Genomic DNA, 12,539 nt, shown 5'->3' on the forward strand with positions numbered 1-12,539 from the left:
TTTGATGCAAAGATGTCTCACAACTAGAAGCTACACGACCGAATGTAGAAAGTCGAACGCATTTTTCAATAACAAATGCGTTCGACTTTATTGTTGTAAACGTTCGACTTTTTACAAGTGATTGTATTACAGTTTTTTACGAAACACTGTAGGTGTTAAACCTGTGTGTTTTTTAAAAGCGGTGTTAAATGAAGATTTTGAATTGAAACCAACTTCGTATAAAATTTCCAGTACAGTATACTTCTTTTTTGATGGGTCTTTTAAGATAGACTTTGCCTTTTCTATACGATAACTGTTTATGAAATCAAAAAAGTGTTGCCCTAATTGTTGGTTAATTAAAATAGATAATTCGCGATGTGGAATACCTAGTTGTTCTGATAATTTTTTTACAGTTATTGATGGGTCTAAAAAAGGTTCCTTATCTATCATAAATCTTTTTAGATGTTCTATTTGCTCATTCTTAGTTGTGTTATCTTCAGCTGTAGATAACATCTCTTTTGATAATTGTAGTTTTACATCTATACCTCTAAATAGTTTAGGAGAAAGTAATGCTTTAAATACTAGCCATAAACTAAAAAATAGTCCGAATGCTAAAAGAATAATTCTTAATGTATTTACCACATCAATATCATAAGTGGTATGGTCTCTTAAATAGCCTTTAATGTAGGTTAATGCTTGACCAACAAGGATAAAAGTAATAAGTTGTTTTACCCAGCGGTAATTATCGAAAGCTTCTTTTCCTGTAAAATTTTCAAGAAGCAATTTTTTATACCTAATAATATAGTATAATTCTGCAATAATGTACAGTACCTCTATTATATTGGAGAAAGTGCCTATAATTCCTGCTTCTCTGGTCTGGTTATAATTTGATAAAAAAGAGACTTGTATTTCTTGTGATACTAAAAAAAAATTAGGTGTCAAAATGATAATACATATCAACCAAGGAGTAGCATGTATTAAATGAATCCATTTGAGTTTAAAATCAGAATAGATAATTGACAAAATGTAGAGAAATAACAAGGGATCTTTAAAATTTGAAATTTGTACCCTTAACATTTCAATAGCTGGTGGAAACGAAATAAAATTATGATAGAAAAATACGCTTATATCAATAGCAGTAATAATTAAAAAGCTTGCAAGTAATTGATTACTAAGTTTTTTTGAGGTTTTTACACTTAATAGAAATATAGAAAGCAGAACAAATAGAAGCACTATAATAAAGCTTATGATGCCTATAATGGATAAGTTATTCATTGTTTAGCTGTTTCTTTTAGGTTCTTTTTCCTGTATGCTGAAGGTGTAGCACCTGTATACTTTTTAAATGTAGTATTAAATGAAGATTTTGAATTAAATCCAACCTCGTATAATATTTCTAAGACTGTGAATTTTTTTTTAGAAGGATCTTTTAAAATATTCATTGCTTTTCTTATACGATATCCATTTACAAAGTCAAAAAAATGCTGCCCTAAATTATGGTTAATTAAAACGGAAAGTTCTCGGGGATGCATCTTTAAATAATTTGCAAGCATATTAAGGGTAAGTGACGGGTCAAGAAAAGGTTCTTCATTTCTCATATTAAAATCAAGTTTTTCTATCTGTGATTTAATGTCATTATTGGGATCGGGATTTTCAACAAGTATGTCCTTCGCTAAAACTAAATTAGAATCAATACCCCTAAATAATTCTGGGTTGTTTAAAGCCTTTAAAACATACCAACATATAAAAAGGAGTAGCCCCATTCCCATTATTAACTGCACATTAGTAAATATAGATTGTGAAGCAGTGTACTTAAATATGTTTTTAATGAGTGCAATAAAATGAAAGGCAGCATAAATGGCACTTATTTGAAAAAGCCATTTATAAGTCGTATCCGTTGTGTTGGTGTAGTTTTCTAGGTATAATTTTTTGTAACGTCTTAAAACCATGAAAATAAGTATAAAGTAAACTATTACTTGAATGTGAATGGAAAGATGAATAATTTTGACCTCCATCATTTCTTTAATATTACTGATAAAAGCTACTTTAGATTTAAAACCTACACTATAAAATCTCGGTATTAAGATTAAGTTAATCAGTAAAAAAGGTGTTAAATGTACTAAGTGTATTGGTTTTAGCTTAAATTTAGAATAGCAAGTAGATAGTATGTATAAATAAAATACCGGTAATTGTAAAAATGTTAAGTTGGGAAGCAATAAGGTTAAATTAGATATACTTTCTATAAAAGGTGATAGTACCCAATCACTAATATCAAAAAGAATCAAAATTAAAAATGATGCAAATAGATTGTTACTAAGTTTATGTTTGGTTTTTACAGTAAGCAGAAATAAAACTAATAATACAATAATTATAAAAGAAATAAAACCAATGATATTGATGCTTTCAATGTTATTCATCAATCAGTATTTCTAAAATAGTAATAGCAGTATTACTAATTTTGGTGCCAGGGCCAAAAACTGCTAAGGCACCAGCATCAAATAGAAACTGATAATCTTGTTTAGGAATAACACCACCAACAATAACCATAATGTCATCACGTCCATAATTCTTCAATTCCTCAATAACTTGCGGCACTAAGGTTTTGTGTCCTGCAGCTTGGGAAGATACTCCCAGAATATGCACATCATTTTCAACGGCTTGTTTTGCGGCTTCTTTTGGGGTTTGGAATAACGGACCAATATCAACATCAAAACCAATATCTGCATAACCAGTAGCCACTACTTTTGCACCACGATCATGGCCATCTTGCCCCATTTTTGCTATCATAATTCGGGGTCTGCGCCCTTCTTGTTCTGCAAAAACATCGGCTAGCTCTTGTGCTTTTTTAAATGTGTCGTCGTTTTCTATAGCTTTACTGTACACGCCTGAGAATGATTTTATTTGTGCTTTGTGTCTTCCAAATTCTGCTTCAAGCGCATCGCTTATTTCACCTAAAGTGGCACGTTCTCCTGCAGCTTCAACAGCTAAAGCTAATAAATTATAATCCTCACGAAGGTGGGGATCTTTTGCATTATTATCTTTATTTGGCTTTAAACCTGAATTTTTTGAATTTACTAAATATTTAGCAGCTTCAGTTAATTTTGATAGAGCAGCCTTAACTTTATCCGAGTTTCTAGTAGATTTAATATGCTTTAAACGTTCAATCTGAGCGTTTCTAACCGTTTGATTATCTACTTCTAAGGTGGCAATAGCGTCTTCTTTTTCTAGTTGATATTTATTAACGCCAACGATAATATCTTGTCCAGCATCAATTCTAGCTTGTTTTCTTGCCGCAGCTTGTTCAATTCTTAATTTAGGAATACCCGCTTCAATGGCTTTGGTCATGCCTCCTAAATCTTCAATTTCTTGAATAAGTGCCCATGCTTTTTCGGCAATATCATGTGTGAGCTTTTCAACATAAAAGCTACCTGCCCAAGGGTCTACAGTCTTGGTTATTTTGGTTTCTTCCTGTAAATATATTTGTGTATTTCTTGCAATACGTGCTGAAAAATCAGTTGGCAATGCGATAGCTTCATCTAGGGCGTTGGTATGTAAACTTTGGGTGCCGCCAAAAGCTGCAGCAGCGGCTTCAATAGTGGTTCTGGCAACATTATTAAACGGATCTTGCTCTGTTAAACTCCAGCCTGAAGTTTGACAGTGTGTGCGCAACGCTAATGATTTCGGGTTTTTAGGGTTGAATTGCTTTACAATTTTTGCCCACAACATTCTAGCAGCACGCATTTTGGCAATTTCCATAAAATGGTTCATGCCAATGGCCCAAAAGAACGATAGGCGAGGGGCAAAGGTGTCAATATCCATACCTGCCTTAAGTCCAGTTTTTAAATATTCCAAACCATCGGCCAAGGTGTATGCCAACTCTATATCACAGGTTGCACCGGCTTCCTGCATGTGGTAACCAGAAATACTAATGCTGTTAAATTTGGGCATGTTTTTACTGGTAAATTCAAAAATATCAGAAATGATTTTCATGGAAGGTGTGGGCGGATAGATGTAGGTATTCCGCACCATAAATTCCTTTAGAATATCATTTTGAATGGTACCCGAAAGTTGTTCTAGTTTTAGACCCTGTTCTTCTGCAGCGACAATATAAAACGCCATAATGGGCAGTACAGCCCCATTCATGGTCATGGAAACCGACATTTTATCCAGAGGAATTTGGTCGAAAAGTATTTTCATATCCTCAACCGAATCTATGGCAACTCCAGCTTTTCCAACGTCTCCTATTACACGTTCATGATCGGAATCATAACCGCGATGTGTTGCCAAATCAAAAGCCACGGAAAGTCCTTTTTGTCCTGCAGCTAAATTTCTTCTGTAAAAGGCGTTACTCTCCTCGGCGGTACTAAAACCAGCATATTGTCGGATAGTCCATGGTCGACGCACATACATGGTACTGTAAGGCCCGCGTAAATAAGGTGGAATACCAGCCGCGAAATTCAAATGCTTAACACCCGCAAGATCATTTTCTGAGTAAACAGATTTCACATCAATAGCCTCGACAGTAGAAAATGTCTTTACCTCTGGTTTGCGTTTCAGATTATCTGACTTTATCTCGATATGTTGCAGGTTTTTGCGCATTATCTAATTACGGTTTTCTCAATAAATTGATTGTAATTTTCAAGTGTATTTGAATATATATTCATGCTCAAAGTTTTAGAATTTGAAGATATAATATACATCGTGTTGTAATACGTATAGTCGTTTTCTTTTGAAAGTTTATAAACAGCTTTGAAAACCTTGGTTTTGACATTTCCAGAATATCTGCCTTGAAGCTTTTTACATTTGCCACCTAAGGCAAAAGCATAATCGGCACATTGATTAGATAAAAAACCCAATAAAAACGAAGATTCATTTTTACTGAATGGCATATACTTATGCATCTTAACCGTTATTAAAGTAGAGGATGCGATGTCTTTAAAGTAGTATGTGCTGCCTTTTGAGAATTTTAAGTAGTTAAACCGTTTTTTCTCTATTTCTTTTTCTTTTGAATCAGGTAATGCATCTATCAAGTCACCATATGTTTCTTCACTGAATTCTTGAAAATACGCAGGTAGAAATAGTTTAATATTATCTTCGTTTAGTTCAAAATAATCTCCAGGTAACGTTTCTTTGTTAATTTGAGATTGAGTTTTCTCTTTACAAGATGTCAAACTGATGGCACACATGCATACAACAAAAGTTTTTTTAAAAACATCTAATTTTAATTTTTCTATATGTTGATTACACGTTTTCAAATCGATTAATGGTTATGTCCAGCATGCGGGTCATTTTGCTGCGTTTGTGGTGGAATTTTATTAAAATCAACCGCTGGTTTTGGTTTTTCAGAAACTTGTGATAAATCAACATTAAATAATTTCCCGTAGTAAAACTCTAAAGCCACATAAGCTGATAAATACTTATCGCGAATAGCAGCGCCATAGTTAGATTGTAAGGCAGGCCCAAATAATTTCGGACTCATACTGTTGGTTTCAATTAATGCGTCGAATGTTGTTTTTAGACTTTTATCAATCATGTTATTCGAGATACATTCCACAACAGCGCTGTTGTAGTTTAGTCTAGTAACTGGATTGTTGGTGTGCCATAACTCTGATCTTGATATCAATACCTCAAAAATTTTGGCAGAATGTGGGGATACCACATCCGTATATTTCACCCGATTGTATAAGGCATTACGAATAAATTGTGAATATGCCCGCGTTAGGTTAGGATTGGTTTTTCCATAGGCTTTTAAAATATCATCTTCAAAAGAAAAAAGGGCTTCGTTTAATAGTTTTAAATCAAATTGATCACAGTTTAATACAATGCCTTTATCAGAAAATTTGTAATCCTCTAGGGTTTTCTCTTCTGCTTCTTTTTTACAACTAAACAAAGCGATGATCGCGAAAAATGCAATAAATTTTAATTTCATAATACTTACTCTTTTTTTAATCGTTCTTGTTCTAAACTTTCGGTTAATCGTTTTTCTATTATTGGTGTTATTAAGGTTTTTCTCTTTTCAATTTTTAAAAAAGGAGAGATTTCTAAATTACCCTTCATTTTATCATTGGGATTAGGGTGTTTATTACTGCCGAGAATAACTTCGCTTCCATTATCAAATTGCTCTTGTTCTTTAGTGGCGTTTTCTTTTATTTTTCGTTGAATTGTCCCGTCTTTCAACTGTTTTAAAAACCCGCCATTGGCTTCTAAGTTTTTCAACAGTTTAAGCGCTTTTTCTGCTAGTTGCTGTGTGATTGATTCAATATAATAACTGCCGTCAGCAGCATTATCAACGGCATCAAAATAACTTTCATGCTTTAAAATCAGCAATTGATTTCTCGCAATTCTCGACCCAAATTCGTTATTCTTATGAAATAACGCATCATATGGTAAATTATTAATGGTATCGGCTCCTCCTAAAACGGCACTCATACATTCCGTGGTAGTTCTTAGCATATTAGTGTTGTAATCGTAAATAGCCTTATTGCGCTTTGAGGGTTTTGCAAAAATGTGGCACTCATAGGGTTGCTCATAGGCATCGTTTAGGGTTTCGAAAAGTATGCGCAACGCTCTTAATTTTGCAATTTCAAAGAAATAATTTGAGCCTAAAGCAACATTAAAAACAACATTGTATTTTGATGTTTTGTCTAGTGTAGTGTTTTCCAAATAATTGAAATATTCATTCGCATGCGCCATGGTATACGCCAATTGCTGTATCATGTTAGCTCCAGAATTTTGGTATAACTCGGCGTTAACCGTTATTGTTTTGGCAAGAGTTGTGCAATCTTCAAATTTTGAAAAATCCTCATTTAAGTTTGAATACCAATTACCGGTTTTAGCTAGATTGCCGATAATATCATTTTGAATAAAAATCCCCGCTTTTGCTGATAAAGAATTAAGTTGTTTGACCACATCTACTGATAAAAACAGGAGTTCCACATGAATAGTAATATCATCTAAATTGATATGAGACAATAAGCGTTCAATAGAAATATCTTTTGAGGTACATATAAACTTTAGACTTTCAGCGCCGTTTGTAATTGCAGAAAGCGCCAATTTATTTGCGGTCTCCGCGTTTTCAACAACTATCGTTTCACATATTTTAAACCCTTTTGGAGTGGCTTTTAAACATTTAGAATTGGTTTCGACATCTTCAGAATGGTAAAACGGTTTTACTTGAATGCCTTCATTACTCGTCCAAACAAGCACATCATTATAATCCGCTCCTTTTAAGTCAACCTGTATTTTTTGTTTCCATTGTTTGGCGGAAACAGATTCAAATTCATTAAATAACGAGTTACTCATTATCTTTTGTTTTTAAACTGTCTTCGTATTCAATAATAAAAATTTCTTCGTTCTCTCGTTTCATGTAGTATTCCTCACGAGCAAACTTTTCCAAACCTTGTTCTGAACTTAATTTTTTAAACTCTTTGTCGTCTCTCTCTTTTCCTTTTCGGTAGTATTCTTTTTCGGCCTTTAAATCCTTAATCTCAGTATTTAATTCATTATGAATAAACCAAGAATTATCATCAAGAAAAATCATCCAAATTGCAAAAATCACCAATCCAAGAATATAGATATTCTTAAAAGGTTTTAAAAAGCGATGATTTAGATTGAGTTTCTTCATTTATAATTTCTCATTGATAATAGTGCGAACAATATCTATAGCAACAGTATTGTAATGGTTGTTTGGTATTATGATATCAGCATATTCTTTCATTGGTTCTATAAACTGGTCATGCATGGGTTTTAATGTGGTTTTGTAACGTGTTAAAACTTCATCTAAATCTCTACCACGTTCTGAAATATCACGTTTTAAGCGTCGTATCAACCGTTCATCACTGTCGGCATGTACAAATATTTTAATATCAAACATATCCCGAAGCTCTGGATTGGTAAGGATTAAAATCCCTTCAATAATCATCACCTTTCTTGGGTGCGTTAAAATCGTGTCTCCAGTTCTATTATGTTTAACGAATGAATATACAGGTTGGTGTATGGCTTCGTTGTTTTTTAAGGCTTTTAAATCTTGAACCAGTAAATCAAAATCGATACTTCTAGGGTGATCGAAATTAATTTTTACGCGCTCGTCATAACTTAAATGTGATGTGTCCTTGTAATAAGAATCTTGGGATATGACACCAACTTCACCTTCAGGAAGTTCTTTCAGCAACTGATTTACGACCGTGGTTTTACCGCACCCAGTACCTCCTGCAATTCCTATGACCAGCATATTATTTTTAGATTTTTAGGCTGAAAAACAAAGTTAGTAAATGTAACAAAATAAGGCTGAAATTTTAGCTACTTTTTTATTGCAGCTACCGCTTCTTCGGTCACCATTTTAGTATTGGAGTTTCCCCAGCTATTATTGATGTAATTCATCACATCTGCAATCTCTTTATCGTCTAAACCCATTGGCGCCATGGTGCTGTTGTAAACTACGCCATTTACAGTTATCTCTCCTTGTTGACCATATTTTATACCACGAATACTACTTTCTTGGTTGTCCTTTAGGTAGTCTGACTTAGCCAAAGGTGGAAACGTTTTTTCAACGCCTTCACCATTTGCCATGTGGCAATTGATACAAAAATCAGTATAAATTTCTTGTCCTCTTGTAATGCTCTCTTGTAAAGGATCTTGTTGCGTTATGGTTGTAGCCCCAAATATGGTTAAGCCACTAAATACAATTAATAGAAATATTTTCATAAGATGATTTTTTAAAATGAACCAGGAGCAATTTTTACAATACCTACGCCTTCAACACCTGCATACAAAAAGCCATCAGGAGCTTGTTTGATGCTTCTGAATCTGCCTAAACCTTCAAATAACTTTTCGCGCTTGGTAACTTTGTTATTTTTTACAACCAAGCGTTCTAAATATTGGAATTTAAGAGAACCAACTAACACACTGCCTTGCCAGTCTGGATAGTTATCAGAATTCACAATGGCCATTCCACTAGGCGCAATTGAAGGCACCCAATAAAATAAAGGTTGTTCCATACCGTCTTTTTTAGTAATATCTGTAAAAGTAGTACCGCTGTAATTTATACCATAAGAAATTACAGGCCAACCAAAGTTTTTACCTTTTTCAACAATATTAATTTCGTCCCCGCCTTTAGGTCCATGCTCGTTTACCCAAATTTTCCCAGTTTTAGGATGCATTACCATACCTTGAGGGTTACGATGGCCATAACTGAAAATAGCACTTTTGGCATTGGTTTTACCAACAAATGGATTGTCTTCTGGAACAGATCCATCCGCATTAAGTCTATAAATTTTACCACCGTCTCTGGTGATATCTTGTGGGTTTACATCACGATTCCCTCTATCTCCAATTGAAAAATATAAATAGCCTTCCTTGTCAAATTCTATTCTAGAGCCCCAATGCTGTCCTTTTTTTGTGTTAGGCATTCCTTTATAAAGGTGTTCTGTGTCTGAAAGTGTATTTCCATTTAGTTTTGCACGCATAATGGCTGTATTGCCACCATCACCTTCACCCTTGGCAGAGCTATACGAAATGTAAATCCAACCGTTATTTTCATAATCTGGATGAAGTTTAATATCCATTAAGCCACCTTGACCTCTTACGTATACTTCGGGAAGTCCTTCGATAGTGTTTTTTTTACCATCTTTAAAATGAATAAGTGTTCCCGTTTTTTCAGTAATTAAAATGCTGCCATCAGGCAAAAACTCCATTCCCCAAGGGATATCTAATTCAGGAACTACAACTTCAGTAACATAATTAATCTTTGCAGGTGTTTCTGCTAAAATTTCAGAAGGTTGTTGTTGTGCGCATGAGTATAAGGAGATTAAAGCAATTGCTAAAATTGAAGTAAATTGTTTCATTTTCATTAATTTATTAGGGTAAAGATACATTAAAACAAATAATTTAGTGTAATTCCAGAATAGTAGTTTATTGGATTTCCAGGGTAAAAGAATCTTGGTGCGTTACCACCAAAACCTCTAGCGTTTATGAGTATTTGTGATGCGTAAACAGTATCAAATACATTATTTATTCCTAAAAACACATTTAAGGTTAGTTGATCAGCAATATTTTTTCGATACCCAATTTTAATATTTGAAACAACATAAGCTTCATTATAAAGCGAGTTACTATCTGTAATTGGCATTTCTCCCACACTTTGAAGATTGTAATTGCCATAAAATCCTCCTGTGGTACTAAAATCTGCACCTATATTAAAAACATGAGAAGGTACACCTGTTAAATCATTACCAGAAAAGTCTTCGTTGTTATCTACAAAATCTTCAAATTTATAGAGGTTTAAAGCGTACGTTGTAAAAATAGATAATTGAAGGCTTTTAGAGTTTATCATATTATAATTTACGTTGGCCTCAATACCATCATGATGTGTTTTTCCAGCATTAACACCAATAAATTCATCTTCTGAGGTGCGGCGCGCCACCAATAGGTTTTTTATAGCTAATCGGTAGATAGACGCATTATACTGTAGTTTGTTGTTAAGAGCTGAGCCTTTTGTACCAAGTTCAAAATTCCAACCAGTCTCTGGGTTTAAGTTGTTGTTAATTTGTCCGTCTGGTAATAGCGTTTCCTGCAATGATAGTGGAGAAAAGCCATGACTAATATTAGCATAAACATTTTTGCTTGCACTTACTTTATAAAGTAAGCCTATTTTTGGGGAGAGTAAGCCCTTAAACTCAAAGCTACCAGATTGATCTGGATTTGAAGAGGATACAGGAAATTGGTCTGTTAAATCATAACTTGTTTTGTTATAATTTAGACCAAATACAGCATCTATTTTACTGCTTGCAGCAATTCTTCCTTCAAAAAACAAATTATAATACTGCCTTTTTTCTTTAAATTTTGAGAGTGCTTCCCCTTGAACACTTCCAGTGCCGTCAGGAAAATCTTGATAAAGGTTTTCAAATGTTTGAAATTTGTAAAGATCGTTAAAAAGCTCAATGCCCGAAGTCCACATAACGGTTTTATCATTTAATTTAAAATTTCCAGTGAAGCGGTGCCTAAAACCATAACCAACAACAGATTCGTCTAGAATATTAAAAGGCCTAGGTTCGAAAGAGTTTCGAGTAGATCCAAATATACTGGTAGTCTGTGATAATTTATCATTGAATTTATGGTGAAACGAGATGCCTATAATATTACGTTTAGTATCTTCAAAACCTCTAGATTGGCCCCATGTAAACGCTGCTTTTTCAGGGTTATTTTTAAAGTCTGTTTCGTTTAGGGCACTTGGTATAAAAGCTTTTAAATCAGTAAATGTACCCAAAACTGAAAGCTCGCTGTTGTCACTAATTTTGTGAGAAGTATTTAAGGTTACATTATGCCTTTTGTAATTGTTGTTATCTCTAAAACCGTTGCTTTGAGTAAAACTGTAAGCTATGTTTAAACTTGTTGAAGTATCACCATAACTGAGTTGCGATAAGTTTTTTATTAACCCAAAAGAGCCTATGGTTGTTTCGTTTTTTAAATAGAAGTCGTCTAAAAATGCTTTTTTAGGTATAAGCTGTATAACACCGCCTAGGCCTGCACCAAAAGCACTAGAGGTCGCACCTTTTGTAACCTCAATTCTAGAAATGGCTCCCAATTCAAAATCCTCCAAACTCGTTTCCCCACTGCCATTTGTAAGGGGTATGTCCTTAAAATATGCACGTATTTTTGAAGTTCCAAACAAATTTCTAGAACCAACACCTCTTATGGTAATACGGTTTGTATTTAGCGCGCCAGTTTGCATAAATACTCCAGGAGCGCTATTTAACGCCTCGTTAATATTAATGTTGTTGTTACGTTCTATGACTCGTGTTGATATTAATGAAGTACTTGATGTTGTATTTTTTAATTGGGTTGGTAAATGGTTTGTGCTAATTATAACTTCATTTAAAAGATTGGGCTCTTTTTGAAGGTTTGATTGAGGTAATCCAAGATTAATAGTGTCTTTCTTGATATTAACTTTCTCGTTTTGAGAATTGCTTAGTTGAGCAGACATTACTGCTAACATTAACAGGAGGGATACATTTCTTTTCACCGCGCGAAATTAGATGTTTTACCAAAACTGAAAAAGTTTGAAAAACTAAACTTTTCTTAAAAAATTATTTTTAAACTGACTAAAATATCTATATTTGCACCCGCTTAGATAACTACATCGGGGTGTAGCGTAGCCCGGTTATCACGCCGCGTTTGGGACGCGGAGGTCGTCACGCTTGAGGCGTGACCACCCTGAAAAAGGAAAAAATGAATACTGTTTATATCCTTTTTAGTGAGAAACGTTCAAGATATTATGTGGGGCAAACACAAAATATCAAGTTAAGATTGGAAAGACATAATCAAGGAATAGTTCCTTCAACAAAACACGGAACTCCTTGGAAATTAGTTTTGCAAATTGTAGTGAATTCTAGATCAGAAGCAATGGTACTAGAGCGAAAGATTAAGAAGAGAGGAGCAAAACGATTTATAGATAACTACATCGGGGTGTAGCGTAGCCCGGTTATCGCGCCGCGTTTGGGACGCGGAGGTCGCAGGTTCGAATCCTGCCACCCCGACTAAAAGACTTTTCATTTTTATGGAGAGTC

Annotated in this window: 12 protein-coding genes and 1 tRNA gene; 2 read left to right on the forward strand and 11 right to left on the reverse strand. The window is 34.2% G+C overall.

Annotated features, from left to right (window positions below; genetic code table 11):
• Nucleotides 1-126: 126 nt before the first annotated feature.
• From AC1B0Z_RS15740 to AC1B0Z_RS15790, 11 genes are all read right to left on the reverse strand, one after another.
• Nucleotides 127-1,254: a helix-turn-helix domain-containing protein gene (locus AC1B0Z_RS15740; RefSeq protein WP_483793150.1), complete on the reverse strand. Its 1,128-nt coding sequence runs from the start codon at nt 1,252-1,254 to the stop codon at nt 127-129.
• A complete protein-coding gene (locus AC1B0Z_RS15745; RefSeq protein WP_483793152.1) occupies nt 1,251-2,393 on the reverse strand; it encodes a helix-turn-helix domain-containing protein in 1,143 nt (380 codons plus the stop codon). The genes AC1B0Z_RS15740 and AC1B0Z_RS15745 overlap by 4 nt, the downstream gene beginning before the upstream one ends.
• Entirely contained in the window at nt 2,386-4,578 is a 2,193-nt protein-coding gene (scpA, locus tag AC1B0Z_RS15750) for a methylmalonyl-CoA mutase (RefSeq protein ID WP_483795328.1), read from the reverse strand. The genes AC1B0Z_RS15745 and scpA overlap by 8 nt, the downstream gene beginning before the upstream one ends.
• Nucleotides 4,575-5,162: a hypothetical protein gene (locus AC1B0Z_RS15755; RefSeq protein WP_483793153.1), complete on the reverse strand. Its 588-nt coding sequence runs from the start codon at nt 5,160-5,162 to the stop codon at nt 4,575-4,577. Before AC1B0Z_RS15755 ends, scpA begins: the two co-directional genes overlap by 4 nt.
• 74 nt (nt 5,163-5,236) lie before the next feature.
• A complete protein-coding gene (locus AC1B0Z_RS15760; protein ID WP_483793155.1) occupies nt 5,237-5,905 on the reverse strand; it encodes a hypothetical protein in 669 nt (222 codons plus the stop codon).
• Nucleotides 5,906-5,910: 5 nt separating this feature from the next.
• Nucleotides 5,911-7,278 carry a methylmalonyl-CoA mutase subunit beta gene (locus AC1B0Z_RS15765; protein WP_483793157.1) on the reverse strand — a complete coding sequence of 456 codons (1,368 nt, stop codon included), beginning with the start codon at nt 7,276-7,278 and terminating at the stop codon, nt 5,911-5,913.
• Nucleotides 7,271-7,600, reverse strand: coding sequence for an FtsB family cell division protein (locus AC1B0Z_RS15770; protein WP_483793158.1), 330 nt, complete (start codon nt 7,598-7,600; stop codon nt 7,271-7,273). Before AC1B0Z_RS15770 ends, AC1B0Z_RS15765 begins: the two co-directional genes overlap by 8 nt.
• On the reverse strand, nt 7,601-8,206 hold the full coding sequence (gene udk / locus AC1B0Z_RS15775) for a uridine kinase (protein WP_483793160.1): 606 nt from the start codon (nt 8,204-8,206) through the stop codon (nt 7,601-7,603).
• Nucleotides 8,207-8,274: 68 nt separating this feature from the next.
• Nucleotides 8,275-8,679, reverse strand: coding sequence for a c-type cytochrome (locus AC1B0Z_RS15780; RefSeq protein ID WP_483793162.1), 405 nt, complete (start codon nt 8,677-8,679; stop codon nt 8,275-8,277).
• An 11-nt stretch (nt 8,680-8,690) separates the two neighbouring features.
• Nucleotides 8,691-9,818 carry a PQQ-dependent sugar dehydrogenase gene (locus AC1B0Z_RS15785; RefSeq protein WP_483793163.1) on the reverse strand — a complete coding sequence of 376 codons (1,128 nt, stop codon included), beginning with the start codon at nt 9,816-9,818 and terminating at the stop codon, nt 8,691-8,693.
• 29 nt (nt 9,819-9,847) lie between these two features.
• Complete coding sequence (locus AC1B0Z_RS15790) at nt 9,848-11,956, reverse strand: TonB-dependent receptor family protein (RefSeq protein WP_483793164.1); 2,109 nt, start codon at nt 11,954-11,956, stop codon at nt 9,848-9,850.
• A 245-nt stretch (nt 11,957-12,201) separates the two neighbouring features.
• Between AC1B0Z_RS15790 and AC1B0Z_RS15795 the strand changes: the two genes are divergently transcribed.
• Nucleotides 12,202-12,444: a GIY-YIG nuclease family protein gene (locus AC1B0Z_RS15795; protein WP_483793165.1), complete on the forward strand. Its 243-nt coding sequence runs from the start codon at nt 12,202-12,204 to the stop codon at nt 12,442-12,444.
• A tRNA-Pro gene (locus AC1B0Z_RS15800) sits at nt 12,435-12,509 on the forward strand. The genes AC1B0Z_RS15795 and AC1B0Z_RS15800 overlap by 10 nt, the downstream gene beginning before the upstream one ends.
• Nucleotides 12,510-12,539: the final 30 nt, after the last annotated feature.

It is taken from the genome of Hyunsoonleella sp. J2K-J805, from assembly GCF_057167125.1.